We start from the raw sequence: 21,176 nt of genomic DNA, 5'->3' as shown, positions 1-21,176 counted from the left end.
GAAAAAATATGCCTTTAGTTATTGTAGGTATTGGTATTATTGCACTGTTAATTTTAATAATGGTCTTTAAATTAAATACGTTTATCTCTTTAATCATTGTTTCATTTGGTGTGGCTTTAGTTCTTGGAATACCTGTAGATAGTATTGTGAAAACGATTGAAGCAGGATTAGGTGGTACACTAGGTCACTTGGCATTAATATTTGGACTTGGCGCAATGCTAGGTAAATTAATAGCCGATTCAGGGGGCGCACAGCGCATTGCTATGACCCTTGTGAACAAATTTGGAGAAAAAAATATTCAGTGGGCCGTGGTAGCGGCATCCTTTATTATCGGAATTGCCCTTTTCTTTGAGGTAGGACTAGTACTATTAATACCTATTGTTTTCGCTATTTCAAGACAATTGAAGGTATCTATTTTGTATCTAGGTATTCCGATGACAGCCGCTTTATCGGTTACACATGGATTTTTACCCCCACATCCAGGCCCTACAGTGATTGCAGGTGAATATGGGGCAAACATTGGGGAAGTATTGCTTTATGGTTTTATTATCGCCATTCCAACTGTAATTATAGCTGGGCCATTATTTACAAAGGTAGCTAAAAGATTAGTGCCTGAATCATTCAATAAAACTGGGAATATTGCCTCTTTAGGAGAGCAAAAAACCTTTGAGTTGGAGGATACTCCTAGCTTTGGCATCAGTGTTTTCACTGCATTGTTACCCGTTATTTTAATGTCCATCGCTACTATAATTACACTGCTACAAAAAACAATAGGCTTCGAGGATAACAGCTTATTAGCCGGAATCCGCTTCATCGGAGAGGCTGGTACCGCCATGTTAATTTCCTTATTAGTAGCCGTTTATACGATGGGTATAGCAAGAAAAATTCCAATTAAGCAAGTAATGGAATCCTGTACAACAGCAATCTCACATATTGGCATGATGCTGTTGATTATTGGTGGTGGCGGTGCCTTCAAACAAGTATTAATCGATGGGGGCGTCGGTGATTATGTAGCTGAGCTATTCCATGGAACTACCTTATCACCCATTCTATTAGCATGGATCATTGCTGCTATTTTACGTATTTCATTGGGATCAGCTACGGTTGCCGCTTTAACAACAGCTGGGCTAGTAATCCCTATGTTAGGCCAACATGATGTGAACCTTGCATTGGTGGTTCTTGCGACAGGTGCGGGAAGCTTAATTGCTTCACATGTTAATGATGCTGGATTTTGGATGTTTAAAGAATATTTCGGATTAAGTATGAAAGAAACGTTTGCTACATGGACGTTGCTAGAAACCATTGTATCTGTAGCTGGTTTAGGATTTATTTTATTACTTAGTTTATTTGTTTAAAAAATAGACAAGAAGGAGCGAGCATAAATGTTAAATACAATAGGCGTTATTGGTTTAGGTGTTATGGGCAGTAATATCGCCTTAAACATGGCTAATAAGGGCGAGCAAGTAGCAGTTTATAACTATACACGCGATCTAACGGACAAACTTCTACAAAAGGTCGAAGGACAAGCGCTTACTCCTTACTATGAAATAGAAGATTTTGTGCAATCTTTAGAAAAGCCAAGAAAGATCTTTTTAATGGTGACTGCTGGTAAAGCCATTGATTCAGTCATTGATTCCTTAGTGCCTTTCCTTGAAACAGGCGATGTTATTATGGACGGCGGTAACTCTCACTATCAAGATACCGAGCGTAGACATGATGGACTGATGGCTCGAGGTATCGGCTATTTAGGCATTGGCATTTCAGGTGGTGAGGTTGGAGCTTTGACAGGTCCTTCTATCATGCCTGGTGGCGATCGTGAGGTCTACGAAAAAGCGGCTCCTATTCTTACGAAAATAGCAGCGCAATTTAAGGGCACTTCATGCTGCACGTATATGGGGCCTAAAGGGGCAGGCCATTTTGTCAAAATGGTCCACAATGGTATCGAGTACGCTGATATGCAGCTTATTGCCGAGGCCTATACATTTTTAAGAAATAATGTTGGATTGTCTGTTGAGGAGATCGCTGAAATCTTTGAAACATGGAATGAAGGAGAATTAAAAAGCTATTTAATTGAAATTACAGCTGAAATTTTACGAAAAAAAGATGATGTCACAGGCTTACCTCTGATCGATATGATTCTTGATAAAGCTGGTCAAAAAGGAACTGGCAAATGGACGAGTATGCAATCCATCGATAATGGTATTCCTACTTCAATTATTACAGAGGCTTTATTCGCTCGCTATATTTCATCATTAAAAGAAGAACGAGTTCGTGCAGAAGTAGTATTAGCAGGTCCCAGCAGTACTCAGCCAAATCTCGATAAAGATATGTGGGTAGAATATGTCAGACAAGCCCTCTATATGGGGAAAATCTGTGCCTATGCACAAGGCTTTACGCAATATAAAATGACTTCAGAGCTCTATAATTGGAACTTACCATTAAAGGATATTGCGCTCATTTTCCGTAGTGGCTGCATTATACGTGCAGAGTTTTTAAATGTTATAAGCGATGCTTATGAGAAACAACCTACACTCGCTAACCTATTAATCGATCCTTACTTTGCAGAAAAAACAAAGGATTATCAAAGTGGATTGAGAAAAATTGTGTGTGAAGGTATACAGGCAGGTAATGCATTACCATGCTTAAGTGCATCGCTCACATATTATGATAGCTATCGAACTGGTTCATCTAATGCTAATCTGCTACAGGCACAGCGCGATTATTTTGGTGCTCATACGTATGAGCGAACTGATTTAGCAGGTTTTTTTCACACAGATTGGTAAGTAAAAAGCTAAAATATACATCATTGTTCAATGATTGTATATTTTAGCTTTTTCATTATCTCTATACACATGTACTCGATTACGTCCTGCTTGTTTTGCTGAGTACAGTGCTTTATCTGCTTTGTTCAAGAGTTGATATAAGGTCTCTTCCCCATTTGTCCCTTCAGCTACCCCACAGCTAATCGTAGTCGTAATGATGCCCTCTGTAGTCTTAAGCGGTTGTAGCTCTATACTCTGACAAAGCTTATTTGCTAAAGCCTCTCCCTCTACTAATGTGCATCCTCGTAACGCAAGAACAAATTCTTCACCGCCATATCTTGCAAAAAGTTCACCACGTTTTAATTCATCCTGACAAGCCTTGACGACATGAACTAGTACTTGATCACCCACTGCATGACCATACGTATCGTTGACATGTTTAAAATGATCAATATCCATTAGCACCACCGTAAATGAGGATGACGTCCCTTTCGCCTCAACATATGCTTGATTACATTGTTGAAAAAATGCACGGCGATTATAAATTTGTGTAAGCTCATCATAATAGGCCTGTTTTTCTAACATTCTTTGGAGATTTTTTACCTCCGTCATATCGGTGAAAATTAGTAATAGTCCATTACCATGATTCACATGCTGTAGTGCTGAAATACGCACTTGATATGTACGATTAGTAAGATCTAGCTCAAATTCCTGTGCCTTCACTACGCTCTCCCCTGTAAAGGGAATCGACTGCCCCGTTACCTCAAGCCATACCTTCGCAAAGTCCATGCCGAACATCGATCTCGTTAAAGATGGGATCATCTTATTACAAGCTTGATTAAATTCTATTAATCGATAACTTTCATCTAATACGATAACGCCATCATTGATACTATGAAAGATAGCATCTTTAGCGACCGGCATTACTCTAAACAAGCGCGAGGAATGAATAGACCATAAATATAACAGGGAGGAAGCCCATAAAACCATTGGAACTGGATCAATTCCTTGTGGTGTTAAGCCCAGCAAATAGACAAATGCTGTTATAATGGGAATCAACTGCCCACACATTAACGCAATTAATTGTGGTTGATAAGACTTAGCTGTTTCCTTCCAATGGGTCAGCACTAATAAAAATGCTACCAGCATGCTGGAAAATGTGAAGATGCCGTGAAGGATATACCATAAACCAATTTCCTGATGAATATAAGGAGCCCCTAAAACAGGGTCAATTTCAAATACTCGATAATGTAAATGATGGATATCATTCGTAGCAACCAACACTATACTAATAGCAGGAATAACAAGAATTCCAATGAGTTTTTTCTTTGATAAATGAAAGCCCAAATACTGCATGATAAACAATAAGCCTAAGGGTGCAGAAGTTGCCATGCCGACATATAAAATAGTTGTCCAAATCTTTATAGCCTCAAGTGATGTAGCTATTATGCAAAACGCAGAAGCAAAACAGTACACCGTTATTAAAGCTGTATAACCAATAAACAATTGAGCAATTTTTGTATAATTAAAACGTTGTAGAAAGACATATAAACATAAATACAAATTTAGTACACCTGATGTACAGCAAAGAGTAATAAAAGCGGTCAATTGTGAATTCATGTCTATGTACCTCTTTAAATTTTTATTTTTAATGTAGCATACATGCAAAACTTTGTGGATGTATTTATCACCACTAGCAGGCAAAAATCGAAGGAGTTTCAGGAGGGCAATATGACTAATCAAGACAGCCTAGACATCTTCTTTTCAGATCCAACCGAAAGCCTTCCCCACCCCTTTTATCATAAACAAATTGTGTTTACAGGCGCTCTTTCCACGATGACTCGTTCAGAAGCAGCCAAACAAGTAAAGGCTTGTGGTGGATTTTTACAAGGCACCGTCACACAACAAACGGATTTTGTTATCCTTGGAGATAAACGTCGTGGCATCAGTACTAAACAACGCAAAGCTGAGCAACTAATGAACTATGGTGAGGATATTCAAATACTTATAGAGGACGATTTTTTATGGCTTATTTCGATACCAAAGGAAGTTGGAGGATAAGGGTATATACGAGGTTATACGCACTTATAAAAGGCTAAATCCTAATTGATTTAGCCTTTTTAATGTCTACTTATTTACTTTAGGTGCTGGGTAATCAAAGCCCTTCGTATCCACCTCTACTTTTTTCATTTGCTGATCTTCTAATGGTTTATCGGTAGCATCTCGCTCAGCTGCAACTATAGCATCTACCGTTTCCATACCTTCAAGAACTTTCCCAAAAGCAGCGTAGTCTCCATCTAGATTCGTCGATTCTTTGACCATAATGAAAAATTGTGATCCTGCAGAGTTTGGATCTTTCGAGCGTGCCATTGAAATGACACCACGTTCATGTTTCAGGCTATTGTCCCAACCGTTTGAGGAAAACTCGCCGTCAATTGAATAGTCAGGTCCACCTGTCCCATTACCTGAAGGGTCTCCACCTTGAATCATAAAATCAGGAATGACACGATGGAATATAAGACCATCATAAAATCCTTCTTTCACTAATGAAATAAAGTTTGCTACAGTATTGGGTGCTACAGTAGGCTCTAATTCAATGACAATTTTTTCATCATTGCTCATCGTAATTGTTACAATGGGATTTTCTTTCACCTTTGATGCGTAATTTTCTTCTGATTCCTTCGTTGTACTTCCCTCTGTTTTCTTATTGTCCTTAGCTGTACCACAGCCCGTCAATACAAAAATGATTGCTAGCAACGATAACACTACATAAAAACCTTTGTTACGTGTGAACATCTTTTCAACTCCTCTTATTTTCCATCTATTCATTATAAAACTATCCCATGCTTGACCACAATCATTCAGCCATCATGTCGAGGTGATTTCTTGTACCCTAAATTAGAATATGTTTTGGATATATAACAATTTAATAATCAGAATATTTCATTATTTAGGAGGTGAATGCATGTTTAGAGAGAGGAATTTTTATTGCACTGTAGAATAAAATTAGGAAGCTCTCTTAAATTGAATATAATTCCATGTTTGTCATTTTAACTTTAGACCTTTGGAAAAGGGGCTGAAGATTATTTAGATAGTTAGCGGTCAAATAGATCATCATAATATTTTAATATTCTTCCATTAAAGTTGAGCAAACCCATTTTTGAACTGACACATAATTTTCCCGTGAAAATGCTACAAAGAGCCATACAAGATTGTTGCATTTTTTTTGATGAACATTTACTTTTCATTCCTAGTAAAAACCTAATAGATCATTATCGCCACTGTAGAATGTATTTAATTTTATACAAAGGATTCTAGTCCTATATAAAAAGGGTAATGGCTAAAACCGAGAAATACTCTTAAGAAATTTTAACTAATTTCTACATTTTTTTACCTACCTGATTATTACTACTGTAAAATAAAATAATAAGACATTCGATACGAATAAAGCAAAAATTTAACATTTTTTCTACAGGACAATGACAAAAAATTGGGGGTTCATTTACATGTCTATAGAACAAACGAGATATTCTCGACTGGCCAATATAACGAAAATGATAAACATGAAGCTAGATTTACGTGAAGTATTGGAGCAGGTAACAATCGCAATATCTGAAGAAATCGTTAACTGTGATTCAGTGGGAATTTATTTACCACAAGAAGATGGAACATTCAGAGGATATGTAGGAAAACCAGAAGTGATTAACGGCTGGACATTGAATATGCATGTCATTGAGACTGAAATAGATTTACTTGCGAAGGAAGTGATTGAAACAAAGAAAACAATCTATATTCCTGATACTTCAAGAGACAATCGCCCTGACCCTAGAGCCGTTGAAGGATTTCATATTAAATCTTTATTAGTACTTCCTATTTCGTTTGAACAAGAGTTATTTGGACTTGTTTTTTTATTTGATTATGGAATTCCAATGAACTTAACAGAGGAAGAAATTCAAACGGTTGAGGCCTATGTAAATATGGCTGCGGTGGCCATTCAAAACGCAAACAACTTAACTTATAAAGAGCATCTTATAAATGAAAAGCAGTTACTGCTCGATGTTACACGCGACTTATCCATGTGCTCTTCGCTACAGGAAAGCCTTGATAAATGCTTTTTCTACTTAGAAAAGGTTTTAGATAATAAAAATATAGGTGTTCATTTATTAGATCCTTTAGCAGAAAAAAGTATTAAACCGGCTAAGTTGAGTAAGGATAGCGATTGGACCGAAGAAAATTGGCTTAAAACGCATAACAAAATAAAAATTGATGAGAGCAATGATCCTGTCATGCAAGAGGTTTTTAAAACAAAAAAAGCGATTCTTATTCCAAATGTATTTGAGGATGACAGGCCAAATCATGAAGTTTGTCGTAATTTCGGTATAAATGGTTTAGTTATGTTTCCTTTGATTTCAATGGGTGAAATTTTAGGACAAATTTCGATTGTGAATCTTGAAAATAAACTTTTTTTCTATTCTGAGACTCAATTACAGTTAGCTCAATCCATTGTTGATACTACTGCATCTGCCTTATCCAACCAGTTATATATGGAAAAACAAGAGATTATTATTGAGGAGAGAACATCAGAAGTAAGAGACAAAAATAAAGAGCTTGAACGAGTAGTCGCGGAGTTACAACAGCTTAGCCGTGAAAAAGAGTTAATTCTCAACTCGGCAGGTGAAGGGATTTTTGGATTGGATCTTGACCGTAACATTACATTTTGCAATCCAGCAGGTGCGCTCATGCTGGGGTATGAAACAGATAGAGAATTGATTGGACAATCAGTTGAAATTATTATGAGTGGTTGTGAAGCAGAGGACAACATGACTGTTTCACCCTTTTTAAATGCAAATTTTAACAGCTATGAAGTATTTTTCAGAAAAGATCATTCCAACTTCCCTGTTGAATACGTCACTTCTTTAATAAAAGAAGGGGATAAAGTCGTAGGCGAAGTTATTACATTTAAAGATATAACGCAAAGAAAGCAATTAGAAGAGAAAATTAAATACCACGCCTACTTCGATAGTTTAACGGATTTGCCCAATAGAGTTCTTTTAATAGACAGACTAACGCAAGGACTAAAGTATGCGAAAGTAAATGGTGAAAAATTAGCTGTGCTTTACTTGGATTTAGATCGTTTCAAGTTAGTAAATGATTCGCTAGGTCATAGTTATGGTGATTTATTGCTTCAAAGTGTTGCCAAACGTTTAAGTGCTTGCGTCCCAGAAGATGCAACTGTATCAAGGCAAGGTGGAGACGAGTTTACAATCTATTTACCTAATATTAAGTGTGAGAATGACATTTTAAAAGTTATTAATTGTATCAATGCTTCTTTCTCGCAACCTTTTAATTTAATAGACAATGAAATATATATTAAAACAAGCATTGGTATCAGTTTATTTCCTGAAAACGGTGATACTACAGAAACGTTAATCAAAAATGCCGACACTGCCATGTATAAATCAAAGGAGACGCCCGGCACTAGCTACCATTTCTTTAGTGAAGGAATGGATACAAGAACTTTTGAGAGTATCAAACTTGAAAATGATTTATATAAGGCTTTAGAGCGAGATGAATTGATTATCTTCTATCAGCCACAAATCAATTATAAAACAAATAAAATTAAAGGTGTGGAAGCTTTATTAAGGTGGAATCATCGAGAACATGGCATGATAACGCCCGATAGGTTTATTCCACTTGCTGAAGAAACAGGGTTAATCGTTCCAATCGGTGAGTGGGTTCTTAAGGAAGCATGCAAGCAATTAAAAGAGTGGCATAATCAAGGATATCCTTTAATTAGTATGTCTGTGAATTTATCTGTCCATCAGTTCGAACAGAATAATTTATTTTCTATTATTGAAAATGTCTTATATGAAACAGATTTGTCTCCTGAATATTTACAGCTAGAGCTCACAGAAAATCTAATTGTAAAAAATACAGAGGTAACATTAAAGACAATGACACAATTGAATGGTCTTGGGGTCAATTTAGCTATTGATGATTTCGGTACCGGTTATTCATCTTTAGGCTATTTGAAAAATTTACCGATTTCCACATTAAAAATTGATAAATCCTTTGTACAAGAAATGTTAACGGATGATGCAGCAGCTATTACTAATACAATCATTACCCTAGCTCAAAATTTGAAACTGGAGGTTATTGCTGAAGGGGTCGAAACAAAGGAGCAAGCAGACTATTTATTGGAACAAAATTGTCATTTAATGCAAGGATATTTTTTCAGTAAGCCTATGAAAGCTGGGGAAATTATGAAAAAATATTTCTGTTAGCCTATTAAATAAATATGCAAAGGAGAAATGATGATGAAAGCAGCTCGCACAGTCTTAGAGTATTTAAAAAATAGTGGTGTGCAATATATTTTTGGTATTCCAGCAGGCTCCGTCAATGCATTTTTTGATGAACTCAATGATATGAGTGAATTAACACCTATTGTCACAAAACATGAGGGAGCAGCATCCTATATGGCTGCGGCTTACGCAAAATACACCAACCATCTAAGTGTTTGTATTGGTTGTAGTGGACCTGGTGGAACAAACCTAATAACAGGTGCCGCAAATGCTATGCGGGAGCATTTACCGGTTTTATTTTTAACCGGTGCTGTTCCTGTTAACACGATCGGTTTAAATGCCTCTCAAGAGTTAGATGCTGAACCTATCTTCCGACCAGTTACCAAATATAGCGTAACGGTGAAAGAATCGAAGGATTTACTAACAGAAATAGTAAAAGCATCAGAAATTGCTCTATCTGGCGTGCCAGGTCCTGTACATATCGCTATACCAATAGATGTTCAACATGAAACCGTTCCAAACGTAGAAATACCAGCTCCACCAAAGGGAACAGCTATTGTTCCTGAATTAGATACCATTAAAAGTGTAGCTGAAGAGCTATTAGCAAGAAGAAGTGGCTATATTTTGGTAGGACAAGGGGTAAGAAACTCTGTTGAACAACTATTAGAGTTAGCAGAAATTTTAAATTGGCCAATTATCACAACACCACAAGCTAAAGGGTATATTCCAGAGGATCATCCTCTCCTAGTTGGTGTGTTCGGTTTTGCTGGCCACGAGGCTGCCTCGCAATTAATAGCTGATGGCGATGGACAAGTTTTATTCATTGTCGGTTCAAGTTTAGGTGAGACAGCTACGAATAACTACAACTTAAATCTTACGAAAAATCGTTTTTCAATACAGCTGGACTTTGATCAATCCGTGTTCAACCGTAAATATGAAATCGATCTACCCGTTCTAGGTGACATCCATAGTAGTTTATTATTGCTTATTGAAGAACTAAGAGCTAAAGGTCTAGCAAGAACTTCGTTTGAGGTTACACAAAATAAAGGGATTTATGAAGCAGACACAGGGGAATATAACACGAAAAATGTATTGTTAACTATTCAAAAATATTTACCTGCCTCTACAAGATATGCTATTGATATTGGTGAATTTATGTCCTATGTCATTCATCATATGAAAGTAGTAGATTATGATACATTTAATATAAATGTCCATTTTGGAGCTATGGGAAGTGGAATTGGATCTGCCATTGGTTCAAAGTTAGCTGAACCTGAACGTCCTGTTGCATGTATTACAGGAGATGGTTGCTTTTTCATGCATGGGATGGAGATTTTAACAGCAAAAGAATATAATCTACCCATTTTATTTATTGTCATGAATAATGCTCGTTTAGGGATGGTATACCATGGACATGCTTTACAGTTTAAGCGTACGCATCCATCCTTTGAACAACATCCAATTAATATTAGTGCTATGGCTTCAGCGATGGATATACCAAGCTTCCAAGTAACAGAGTTGCAAGAACTTAACCAAGATATGCTTCATAACTTGATGAATTTAAATGGTCCGGCTGTATTGGAAGTAGTGTTAACCGACAATAATACACCTCCTATGGGAGATCGAGTTAAATTTTTATCCTCTTTTGGAAAGTAAATTTTATCACTAATAATGAAAAGTCATATAGATAGGATGAATAACCCCTCTATATGACCTTTTTAATTTATAAATGTGCAAATGATTGTTGAATAACCCCGAGTATCGCACCTATTGTTTTTCCTTTAAAAGCATCTGAAACAGCTTCACCCGTCGGATTTGAGTAATAGTAGCTATCCTTTGTATCATCGAAGTAATATCCGATACTTGCTAGCTCCTGCTGTAAATTAGTTGGTAATTGCTTAAGCCCAGTTTGTTCTAAGAAATAATTTGTAGGATAGACCTTCACGTCTATATCTCCTGCTCCTGTATGTACGACAAATAAATCCTTTTCATGTTGAACAATCCATTGACCCTTTGAATATAAAGCTAGCCTTGCTCCCTCTAGTGAGGAAATGGCATCCAAATTAACACCAAACATTTCATTTAGAATACTTCGAGCCTTTGCCCCTGTTATAGTTCCCTCATATTGTTGTAGAAGGGAATCTATGGCCTCTCTTCCTGATAATGAAGACATTCCTTCCATCTCTTTATTGACAATAGGAGCCTCATCCAAGTTAATTTTATAAATTAAATCTACAGTATGCCAAATCTCCGTGCTACTAATCTTTTCTTCATACGTCTCTAAATGCTGATCCATCATTTCTGCCTTCTTCATCTTTCGGCCCTCCCATAAAGCTATTTTATCGCCTCTCATATTGTAATAACCTAAAAATCCACATTTCTAATGTTTTAAATTACGCATGACCTTAATAAACTATAATTTCCTTGTTTAGAGCAGATTGATTTTGTACCGGATTTCCTAAAATATAAAGCTTTTTCAAATTCGGTAGATTCACTAAAGGCTCTATATTTGAAATAGCGTTGTTTTCCAAGTGAAGCACCTCAATTTGTTGCCAATTCTCCAAAAAACTTAACGATTGTAATGAACTATCTTGTAAAGTAAATGAACGTAGAGCTGAAAAACCAGCAAAGAAAGGCATCACCTTATCAACCTCATGCACCCAATCACCATTCCCTACTCGCATCGATACATCATTTAAAGTTAAATGCAACAGCACATTGTTCGTTAAAGGATGTTCATTAATAAATTGAAAATTACATTTAGAACATTTTAATGTTTTTACATGTTTTAGATTGAATAGCTCCCTCGTTCCCTCTTCAAAAACTGTCTCGTCAAAATGTAGTGTTTGCAAATTGGGTAGGTCATTTAAAGAACTAATCTCTGTAAAAATTCCATACTCCTTCGCTGTGAGTTGTTCGAGCTTTGGGTATTTCCGTAATTGTGCACCATTTAATGTCGAATCCGCTCCACTTATGTCCACAATCAAATCTTTTAAACTAGGTGCCTCTAGCTTCGGTATAAAAGAGCCTGTTATTTCCGCCTTTTTCAAATGGGGCGCTACTATCGGTGAAGTGTCGCCATAGTAACCTGTTAGCGTTAACTCTGTGAGTGACGTTAGGCTGTTCACAATATCAAGTAATTCCAATTGACCTGGAGAAGATAAGCGTAGCTTTGTTAAAGACGACTTATTTCTTAATTTTTCTAAATTAGCAATGTTCATATTTTCAAGATCAAGTGATTGGAGATTAGGCATGTTTTGTATGAAATCAAGAGCTTTTAAATTTCTTACCGAAGTAAGCTTCAATTCCTGTAATTGATTCAATGAATAAAAAGAGCTAAAATCTGTCGCATCACTATTATCGATTGTTAATGATTCTAAATTTGTTAAAGTAGATAGCCATTTAAAATCATTGGTAAATTTTAAAGACAGTGATTTTAGCGGCAATTTATTTAGAAGCTGAAAATCTGTGACCTCTTCCGTCAAATAAGATATTTCTAGTGATTGGAGATTGGGAAACTCTACTAATAAAGCAAGCTCATTATTACTTCGAATTTGGATAGAGAGTTCTGAAACCGTAGATTTATCGCTAAAGTATTCCGCAATTTTACTAAAAGATTCATTAAAGCTCCCTGTATAGCTTTTCAAGTTTTTCAAATGTCGAAAGCTTACTTTTTCACTTTGCGATATTTCATAATCATTCATCAGCTTCAATACAGTCAATCCAGTAAATGCTTCGAAGTCCTTTTGTTCAATTTTTTGTGTGTTTAATAACTTATCCTTCATAGTATAGGTCACAATTTCTGCTTCCTTATTTGTAAACGGATCATCCAGACTGTAATCAAAATGCCATTGATCCTCAGAAAAATAGGCAGCCAAATAACGGATGCTTGCAATCTCTTCTTCACTTGGCATTACATCCCCCTTTTCAAAAACGTCTTTTAAAAAGAGTAGTAAAACCTCGCTTTCTGGTATTGTTCGTACAGCTGTCCCTCCATAATTTCCTTCTTCTTTTTGATGGTTGCTTAACAGCAAATATCCAAAAAATACACATAGAAAGACAATCGGAATAAGAAGTAATACTTTTAAATTCGATTTTGGACGTGTCGCTGTTTGAGGAGCAGTTGTACCATAATAATTATTAATCGTTTGATCTACATAGTAGACTTTATTTTCTTTTAACATTATTTCAGTATCACAAAATGGACATTTGAATGAATGCCCCTCTTTAAATTCAATGTTTCCATTACAATTAGGACATTTCAATGTAACAAATTCCACTGGCAATCCCCCTCCCTGTCTATTTCCAATTAAGCTTAGTGGTCTGAAAAATAAATGTCAATATTTCTAAGAAATACTAATGGTATCCCTCCTTTAGATTAACAATAAAAATGCTGTGAAGACCTATAATCATTCCCCATTAATGTAAAGAGGACCACTTCGAACTTTCTTATAGGTGCCTAAGCCAATTAGTTGTGAAGAAATAAACGAAATATGTTATCTTTTTGCAAGGTAGTATTTTGGAAAGAGAGGATATTCATCAATGAATCAAAATAATTTCTGGCTTGATTTACCACGGCCATTTTTCATTTTAGCACCTATGGAGGATGTGACAGATGTTGTATTTCGTCATGTCATTAGTGAGGCAGGTCGTCCCGACGTATTTTTCACGGAATTCACCAATACGACAAGCTATTGTCATCCAGACGGTATGGATAGCGTGCGTAACCGCTTAGCTTTCACAGAAGATGAACAGCCGATTGTTGCCCATATTTGGGGAGACAACCCTGAACATTTCCGTCAAATGAGTATCGGCATGAAAGAGCTGGGCTTTAAAGGGATCGATATTAATATGGGTTGCCCAGTCGATAATGTAGCTGAACGTGGTAAAGGAGCCGGCTTAATTCTTCATCCTGAACTAGCATCAGAGATTATCCAAGCCGCTAAAGCTGGTGGTTTACCTGTTAGCGTAAAAACAAGACTTGGCTTTACAGATGTAGCTGAGTGGCGTGAGTGGCTCACTCATATTTTAAAACAAAACATCGCTAACCTTTCTATTCATCTACGTACACGAGAAGAAATGAGTAAGGTCCCCGCACATTGGGAATTGATTGCAGATATAAAAAAACTACGGGATGAAATAGCTCCTGATACATTGCTAACGATCAACGGAGATATTCCTGACCGAGTAACAGGTTTAAAATTAGCTGAGCAATACGGTATTGATGGAGTAATGATTGGGAGAGGCGTGTTTTCAAACCCATATGCCTTTGAGCAAGAGCCAAAGGAGCATAGTGCAGAGGAATACCTGAGCTTGCTATCCCTTCACCTTGATCTTCATGATCAATATTCCAAGGAATTTGAAACTCGTTCATTTAAAGCATTACAACGTTTCTTTAAAATATATGTGCGTGGCTTCAAGGGAGCTAGTCAATTACGCATTCAATTAATCAATGCCCATTCAACTGACGAAGTACGTGAACTACTTGCAGCGTTTACTGGAAACCAATTAACAAAGTAAGCTTTCATAATAAAGGAGACTGGCTATTGCAAGCCAATCTCCTTTTTGGTTGCATTGTCATACATTTCGATGCATTCTAGAAGACTACAAATGCTCTTCTAAACTTTCTTTACAGATCATCTCTTTATTGTCAGTATGAATGCTTTTCATTCCCTCAAAAAATGAATACTCGCTCCTTAAATAATTCTCTAACTCTCCTTTATCTTGTGGAAGCTGAGTTAAGTAATATCTTGAGCTATCAATTCTTTTTTGAATTTCTTGTTGATTTTGGGTCGTCATTCCGTGACCGGGTATATGGGTTGTTATGGCATGATTATGTAAAATTTTTTCAGCCTTATTCATCGTATTCACATAATCCTTATAGCTGCTAAAGATGAACGGAAATTCAACATCAGACAAGTAATCGCCCGAAAGGAATAAACCGTATGGCTCTATCACTGTAAATAAACCATCATCTGTATGGCCAGGGGCTTGATAAAAGGTCATCGTAATCGAATCTAACTCTACTGTATATCCATCCTCTGAAACGACAATATCAACTGTAGGATATACAGGGGAATAACTCCTATGTAAATAATATTTCTGATCAAATTGATGAACTTTTTGAATGCTTTCTGCTTTATTCGAATTGTCATCAAATCGTTTAGAGGCAATTACCTTGGCCTCTGGAAACGCTCCTGAACCAATTATATGGTCAAAATCACTATGGGTATAAATAATATAAAGTTGTTTGTCACCCTGAATGTTATTTATAAAATCTTGAATTTCTTGAATTTCGCTAGGCAACCAATTAGGATCTGTCATAATGATTGCTTCATTCGTTTGAATGATTGCCGAGGTAGTCATATATAATGCACTTTGAAAAACTGTAATAGTATGGTTTTGGAATTGAATCATCAGGAATCTTCCCTTTCCTTTTTTAAAGGTAGTTAGTACGGCAGAATTTGAACAAGCTTTCTTCATGTTAAATTTCGACCAAACTTAGTAAATTCCTCCTTTAATAAAAAATGTAAGGAAGCAGGATTGATGTTTAACCATAGTTGATGTAGCTATTAAAATTAGTAGCCTTATCGAAAGTGGAAATCCAATAATTCCATGCAATCTAGAAAGATTTTTCTTGTAAAAATATTTTATGATATGATGTTTAGGTTGTTTATCTACTCTGTGACACATTTATATTCATCTAAGAAAGAGGTATTTATGCACCACACTCAATTATCCAAGCGACATTGGTTACTTATTTTCACACTTACTTCATTAACATTCGTGTTGGGGACAAGTGAGTTTGTCATAGTCGGAATCTTAACTGATATTTCTTCAAGTCTACAAATGACAAATGCAAAAGCAGGCACACTCGTTTCTGCATTTGCCATTACATTTGCCGTTGCTACACCACTCGTGATGTCCGCAACAAGTCACTTTCCAAAGCGTAAATGGATGTTGTTTTTAATAGCAGCTTTCATCGTCTTTAATGCTTTGTGTATCATTTCTACGAACTACATTATGCTGCTGCTACTTCGTATTATGACAGCGGTTGTAACAGGCGTTTTAATTTCTCTAGCCATGATTGTGGCAAGCGAAACCATGCCGAGTAACAAACGTGGACTTGCCATTTCATTCGTTTTCGGCGGTTTCACACTGGCAAATGTCGTGGGAGTACCAATTGGTATTGTAATTTCCAACTCGTATGGATGGAATGCCACTTTCATGTTAACCACTTTACTAGGAGGGGTTGCTTTTTTTGCATCCTTCTTCGTCTTGCCAAAAGGGCTCAGTCAAGTACGTAGCTCCATACGGGATCAGTTTTCTCTCATAATCAAGCCACGTATTTTAATGGCCTTTTTCATTCCTGCTCTAGGATTTGGTGCAACTTACGCGGTCTTTACGTACCTTGTTCCTATTTTGAACGCAATGGGAGCTCCAAATAATTCTATTAGTCTTATCCTTTTTGGATATGGGTTTATTTCGATATTCAGCAATATTCTCGCTGGTAAAATTGCCAATCACAATGCTATCGGTCGCCTTCGCTTTGTTTTTCTCGTGCAGGCAATTGTGCTAATTTGTTTATTTTGGACCACCAATCATTTTATTTTAGGACTAGTCAACATCGGATTAATGTCGTTAATGGCAATCCTGTTAACAACATCTACTCAGCTATATTTAATTGATCTTGCTGAAATTTTCCAACCAAGCGCTAAAGGATTGGCCGCTTCTCTTATGCCAGTTGCGAGTAACGTAGGTATTGCCTTTGGATCTGCATTAGGCGGAATTGTTTATCATCAAGGGAATTTAATGAATGTAACATGGGTAGGTGGGCTCGTTGCAATCTGTGCAAGCCTATTAACATTTTTTAGTCATCACTTAGACCAAAAACAATCTGCATAAAAAATCAAATGACATTTACTGATGAAGTAGTTTACCACATACTTTTAGCTGGCGATTTGTAAAAAAATCGCCAGTTATTTTTATTTTTAAGCTATAAAATAATCCGCCCAATCACTCCTCCTATTGGCCTCCCTCTTTTTCTATAAGCTACTACAGCCATCTATACCTACTTTATCTGTTTGGATAGGATTAATTAAGGAAATTCCGATAGGTATTTCTCATTCGAAAGTTCCCCTTTTTTATTCCATTACTAGGAAGATAGATTTAATCTATATTTCATAAAATGATACTAATTATCAATATTTCAGAATATTTAAATATTCCGATTCTCGAATTAGTTCAATTGTGATAAATTGGAAATATCACACTAAACTGAAAAGTGTGACAATTAAAGGTAGGGGAGGAAATGAGATTTGAAAAATTTTAAGTTTATGAAGTTTTTAAGTAGTATTCTAGTTTTCGTTATGGTGCTCTCTTTATTGGTTCCATTGTCGAGTGCTAGTGCTGAAGAATCGAAACCATTCAAGCAGGATAGTCAAAGTGAAAGTATTATCCAACTAAAGGCGGCTATTGCTGAACAGCTAAGCTTGTCTAAAGATGGTCCAACTCTCCACGAAAGCTTGCAAAATGTATCAGGCAATCAACAGGTTGCAGTCATTGTTCATTTATCTGAAAAGCCTGTTGCACTAGAGCAAGGTATAAGCGAAATCAAAGGCCAAAAATTCTCTAATGCCCAAGCAAAAGTAGTTCGCTCCAATGTAAAAGTACAGCAAGCACAAGTTAAAAAAGAGTTAGCTACTAAAAAGGTTCAAATGACTCAAGGATATACATTTGATACTGTTTTAAACGGTTTTGCGGCAACTGTGAAAGCAAACGATCTCCCGAAACTGCTTACAGTAGAAGGAATTACATTAATAGAACCTGATGTCATTGTTCACGCATCAGAAGATGATTCGACGAAATCATCGGAACTTATAAAGGAAGATCAATTAGAAGCTCAAATGAATACAAGTAATTCTTTTCTTGGCATCGAAGAGCTTTGGAAGGAAGGGCTTGAAGGACAAGGAATAAAAGTAGCTGTATTAGATACGGGTATTGATACAGATCACCCTGAATTCGCTGGAATTTATAAAGGCGGAAAGAACTTTATTCCAAACTCTTCGACTTACACGAAGCCTCGGGCTGATAATGATGCCTCGGAAACATCGCCTTCAGAGCGTCCAGCTGGGACACCTGAATTTAATGAAAAAGGAAGCGCGTTCTATACATCTCACGGTACACATGTTGCTGGAACAATTGCGGCAATCGGCGCTAACGAATACGGCATTAAAGGGATCGCTCCAAAAGTAGACCTTTATGCTTACCGTGTTCTTGGGGCATATGGAAGTGGTGCTACCTCAGGTATTGTTAAAGCAATTGAAACAGCTGTCATTGAAAAAATGGACATTATCAACCTTTCACTTGGCGGGGGAGCTAACACTGAAACGGATGCTGGTTCATTTGCTATAAATAATGCGATGATAGCTGGAACAATCGGAGTAGTTGCAACAGGGAACTCTGGTCCGAATCGCGGAACAATGGGGACGCCTGCAACCGCTCGTCTAGGAATTGCTGTTGGTAACACAACAAATCCTGAAATCATGTACAACGGGGAAGTGAAAGTGACAATTGGCAACTACAATTTAACTAAACAGCTTCCATTAATGGGAACTACTTTCGGAAAAAATGTAGCTACACAGCTTCAAGGAGAATTTGATGTAGTTGCTGTTCCAGGAAATGGAGAAGTAAAAGACTTTGAAGGAATTGATGTAGACGGTAAAGTGGCATTGATTTCTCGTGGCAGTATCGCCTTCGTTGATAAAATTGCGAATGCAAAGGCAAATGGAGCTGTCGCAACCATTATTCATAACTTTGCAGGTGGATCAAATGCACCGGACATTTCAGGCACATTCCTTGGTGATGCATTCGAATATCTACCAACATTTGATATGTCTCAAACGGATGGCAATGCCATGCGCGCTGCATTAGCAGGCGGAAAAGGCAAAATAAGCTTCAGTAAATTTGCTTCCACAAAGACACTGGGGGATGATGTAAACTCTTCAAGTTCACGTGGACCATCTACTCCAAACTTTGATATTAAACCAGATGTAAGTGCACCTGGAACAAATATTATGTCAACAATTCCAATGTATAAAAAAGATTTCCCTGATGCGGATTATGCAGAAGCTTATGGCCGTAAAACAGGAACTTCTATGGCAACACCGCATATTGCAGGTATTGTGGCATTAGTTAAACAAGCCAATCCTAATTGGAATGCGTTTGATGTAAAAGTGGCGCTTTCTAATACGGCCAAGGTTTTAGATAAAACAACATACGATGTGTTTTCTCAAGGTGCGGGGCGTGTAAATCCGTACGCTGCAGCGCACCCAGAAATTCTTGCTTATGCACTTGATACCGCAATTTTAGATGGAACGGGTGCCATTACTGAAAACTTGAAAGGTACAGTTACTTTCGGTCCACAATCACTGAAGGACCAGGATATTTCTGTAACGAAACAAGTTCTAGTAAAAGACATGAAAGGAAACGGTGGTAATTATAGCGTTTCAGTTGATGTGACCAAAACATTTGGTGATGCAACGGTTACAGTCGATCAGCCGACATTTAATTTAAACGGTGAGCAAGTGTTAAATATTACATTAACTGCTTCACAGGCTACAGCACCAAACGGCTCTGAAATACTAGGCTATATTTATATCAATGGAGGAGATACAGAAATTTCATTACCATTCGCAGCTGACCTTGGCGGCGAGGCAGTAACGGAAATTAAAGATTACAAGATTACAGAAACAGACCTATCCTTTAACGGAGATGGCGTGAAAGATTCAGCAGTCCTTTCATTCACATTAACTGGAGATGTAACAACTAACTATATCGAGCTGTGGGATATTATGAATCCTGAAGGTGGCGAATACGGAGACGGCTACATTGGTTATCTCCATGCAGGTACAGCGCTAGGTAAAGGCTCTTACACACTGAATATTGGTGGGCAGTACAAACCATGGGGAACAGAACCTGCCACAACGATTCCAGATGGTCTCTATACAATTGACTTTACAGGTCTTGCAGCATCAGGTGCAATTTCCGACTATGTTGGACCAATTATTGTGAAAACGACTAAACCAGAAATTTCGGGTTCAGTAGCTGATGGCGTCGCTACAGGACAAGTAACAGATAAATATATCGACTACAATGAAGAATTAGCTTTATATGATTTACATTACAATTTAAATGATAAATTAAAAGCTTCCTATATTTCGACGGTAAATGGCCAAGTAAAAGCACCTGTTGCTTTTGAATTAAATCAAGATGGTAGCTTCACATTCCCAGTAACAGCGGAAACTAATGCTGTATCTGTAGTCATTACGGATGCTGCCGGGAATGTTGGGGAAGCAAAAATATATGAAAAAGAAATAGTTGAACCAGTAGTAACACTTTCTGTAAATCCAACTGAGCTAGACCTTACAGCTGGGGAAACTGCACAGCTTAAGGTAACGGAAACATCAACACCTGCAGAAGGTGATGCAACAGAGGAAGACGTAACATCAAAAGCTACGTATGCTGTTGGAGATGAAAATGTTGCAACAGTAGTAAATGGATTAGTCACTGCAGTAGGTGAAGGTACGACTACCATTACTAGTTCATACGGTAAAAATACTGTTTCGGTAAATGTTACAGTTAAAGCACCTGTTGTAGAACCAAAAGTAACACTAGAAATTGACCAAGCACAGGTTGAAACAAGAATCGGTAAAGAAGTTACCGTGAAGATTACTGAAGTAACTACTGTTAATGGTCAAACAACAGAAAAAGATGTTACTAAGCTTGCAACCTATGAAGTAGCAAATACTAAAATAGCTACTGTCAATGCAGGCGTTGTAAAAGGAAAAGGTCAAGGTACTACGACGATTACGGTAACGTATGGTAACCACACACTAACATTTGATGTGTTAGTTGAAAAGCCAGGTAATGACAATGGCAGTGGTAACGGCAATGGCAATGGCAATGGCAATGGTAACGGCAATGGTAATGGCAACGGTAATGGTAATGGTAATGGCAACGGTAACGGTAATGGCAACGGTAACGGTAATGGTAACGGTAACGGCAATGGTAATGGTAATGGCAATGGCAATGGCAATGGTAATGGCAATGG

General features: G+C 37.1%; 13 protein-coding genes. 8 read left to right on the top strand and 5 right to left on the bottom strand.

All coding sequences use genetic code 11. The annotated features are described in order from the left end of the window. Positions 1–8 precede the first annotated feature (8 nt). Both C9J29_RS23355 and gnd read left to right on the top strand, forming a co-directional pair. Positions 9–1,355 (top strand): GntP family permease, encoded by a 1,347-nt coding sequence (locus C9J29_RS23355; RefSeq protein WP_089986435.1) that lies wholly within the window; start codon positions 9–11, stop codon positions 1,353–1,355. 27 nt (positions 1,356–1,382) lie between these two features. Beyond that, positions 1,383–2,783: a decarboxylating NADP(+)-dependent phosphogluconate dehydrogenase gene (gene gnd / locus C9J29_RS23350; RefSeq protein WP_096365590.1), complete on the top strand. Its 1,401-nt coding sequence runs from the start codon at positions 1,383–1,385 to the stop codon at positions 2,781–2,783. A 27-nt stretch (positions 2,784–2,810) separates the two neighbouring features. Here the strand turns inward: gnd and C9J29_RS23345 are convergent, their stop codons facing one another. Continuing rightward, on the bottom strand, positions 2,811–4,382 hold the full coding sequence (locus tag C9J29_RS23345) for a histidine kinase N-terminal 7TM domain-containing diguanylate cyclase (RefSeq protein ID WP_107922871.1): 1,572 nt from the start codon (positions 4,380–4,382) through the stop codon (positions 2,811–2,813). Between the two features lie 111 nt (positions 4,383–4,493). On the opposite strand from C9J29_RS23345, the gene C9J29_RS23340 reads away from it, so the two are divergent. Continuing rightward, positions 4,494–4,823, top strand: a complete 330-nt coding sequence (locus tag C9J29_RS23340; RefSeq protein WP_043990409.1) for a BRCT domain-containing protein — start codon at positions 4,494–4,496, stop codon at positions 4,821–4,823. 66 nt (positions 4,824–4,889) lie between these two features. On the opposite strand, the gene C9J29_RS23335 is transcribed toward C9J29_RS23340, so the two are convergent. Beyond that, positions 4,890–5,558, bottom strand: a complete 669-nt coding sequence (locus C9J29_RS23335) for a peptidylprolyl isomerase (RefSeq protein ID WP_107922870.1) — start codon at positions 5,556–5,558, stop codon at positions 4,890–4,892. Positions 5,559–6,268: 710 nt separating this feature from the next. Here C9J29_RS23335 and C9J29_RS23330 point away from each other — a divergent pair. Together C9J29_RS23330 and C9J29_RS23325 are read left to right on the top strand one after the other, a co-directional pair. Next, the gene (locus tag C9J29_RS23330) at positions 6,269–9,046 is read left to right on the top strand and encodes a bifunctional diguanylate cyclase/phosphodiesterase (RefSeq protein WP_089986438.1); all 2,778 of its coding nucleotides are present in this window, start codon (positions 6,269–6,271) and stop codon (positions 9,044–9,046) included. Positions 9,047–9,079: 33 nt separating this feature from the next. Next, positions 9,080–10,720, top strand: coding sequence for a thiamine pyrophosphate-binding protein (locus tag C9J29_RS23325; protein ID WP_174804745.1), 1,641 nt, complete (start codon positions 9,080–9,082; stop codon positions 10,718–10,720). A gap of 67 nt (positions 10,721–10,787) precedes the next feature. Here C9J29_RS23325 and C9J29_RS23320 read toward each other — a convergent pair whose 3' ends face one another. Together C9J29_RS23320 and C9J29_RS23315 are read right to left on the bottom strand one after the other, a co-directional pair. Next, positions 10,788–11,378, bottom strand: coding sequence for a hypothetical protein (locus tag C9J29_RS23320; protein WP_237068915.1), 591 nt, complete (start codon positions 11,376–11,378; stop codon positions 10,788–10,790). A 91-nt stretch (positions 11,379–11,469) separates the two neighbouring features. Next, positions 11,470–13,344 (bottom strand): leucine-rich repeat domain-containing protein, encoded by a 1,875-nt coding sequence (locus C9J29_RS23315; RefSeq protein ID WP_090002665.1) that lies wholly within the window; start codon positions 13,342–13,344, stop codon positions 11,470–11,472. Between the two features lie 262 nt (positions 13,345–13,606). On the opposite strand from C9J29_RS23315, the gene C9J29_RS23310 reads away from it, so the two are divergent. After that, a complete protein-coding gene (locus C9J29_RS23310) occupies positions 13,607–14,584 on the top strand; it encodes a tRNA dihydrouridine synthase (RefSeq protein ID WP_008177902.1) in 978 nt (325 codons plus the stop codon). Between the two features lie 84 nt (positions 14,585–14,668). Here C9J29_RS23310 and C9J29_RS23305 read toward each other — a convergent pair whose 3' ends face one another. Beyond that, entirely contained in the window at positions 14,669–15,481 is an 813-nt protein-coding gene (locus tag C9J29_RS23305) for an MBL fold metallo-hydrolase (RefSeq protein ID WP_090002678.1), read from the bottom strand. 303 nt (positions 15,482–15,784) lie between these two features. Here C9J29_RS23305 and C9J29_RS23300 point away from each other — a divergent pair, with 303 nt between their 5' ends. Both C9J29_RS23300 and C9J29_RS23295 read left to right on the top strand, forming a co-directional pair. Continuing rightward, positions 15,785–16,969, top strand: coding sequence for an MFS transporter (locus C9J29_RS23300; protein WP_089986443.1), 1,185 nt, complete (start codon positions 15,785–15,787; stop codon positions 16,967–16,969). Between the two features lie 413 nt (positions 16,970–17,382). After that, a partial coding sequence (locus tag C9J29_RS23295; RefSeq protein ID WP_107922868.1) for a S8 family serine peptidase occupies positions 17,383–21,176 on the top strand: 3,794 nt, incomplete at its 3' end.

This window comes from Lysinibacillus fusiformis (genome assembly GCF_003049525.1).
GTDB lineage: Bacteria > Bacillota > Bacilli > Bacillales_A > Planococcaceae > Lysinibacillus > Lysinibacillus fusiformis.
This window is presented reverse-complemented; position numbering and strand designations above follow the sequence as displayed.

What these genes read in the sequence shown, in the direction of transcription:
- C9J29_RS23355 (WP_089986435.1), top strand. Translation starts at nt 9, where the DNA reads ATGCCTTTAGTTATTGTAGGTATTGGTATTATTGCACTGTTAATTTTA.
- C9J29_RS23325 (WP_174804745.1), top strand. Translation starts at nt 9,080, where the DNA reads ATGAAAGCAGCTCGCACAGTCTTAGAGTATTTAAAAAATAGTGGTGTG.
- C9J29_RS23330 (WP_089986438.1), top strand. Translation starts at nt 6,269, where the DNA reads ATGTCTATAGAACAAACGAGATATTCTCGACTGGCCAATATAACGAAA.
- C9J29_RS23300 (WP_089986443.1), top strand. Translation starts at nt 15,785, where the DNA reads ATGCACCACACTCAATTATCCAAGCGACATTGGTTACTTATTTTCACA.
- C9J29_RS23345 (WP_107922871.1), bottom strand. Translation starts at nt 4,382, where the DNA reads ATGAATTCACAATTGACCGCTTTTATTACTCTTTGCTGTACATCAGGT.
- C9J29_RS23310 (WP_008177902.1), top strand. Translation starts at nt 13,607, where the DNA reads ATGAATCAAAATAATTTCTGGCTTGATTTACCACGGCCATTTTTCATT.
- C9J29_RS23340 (WP_043990409.1), top strand. Translation starts at nt 4,494, where the DNA reads ATGACTAATCAAGACAGCCTAGACATCTTCTTTTCAGATCCAACCGAA.
- C9J29_RS23320 (WP_237068915.1), bottom strand. Translation starts at nt 11,378, where the DNA reads ATGAAGAAGGCAGAAATGATGGATCAGCATTTAGAGACGTATGAAGAA.
- C9J29_RS23335 (WP_107922870.1), bottom strand. Translation starts at nt 5,558, where the DNA reads ATGTTCACACGTAACAAAGGTTTTTATGTAGTGTTATCGTTGCTAGCA.
- C9J29_RS23305 (WP_090002678.1), bottom strand. Translation starts at nt 15,481, where the DNA reads ATGATTCAATTCCAAAACCATACTATTACAGTTTTTCAAAGTGCATTA.
- gnd (WP_096365590.1), top strand. Translation starts at nt 1,383, where the DNA reads ATGTTAAATACAATAGGCGTTATTGGTTTAGGTGTTATGGGCAGTAAT.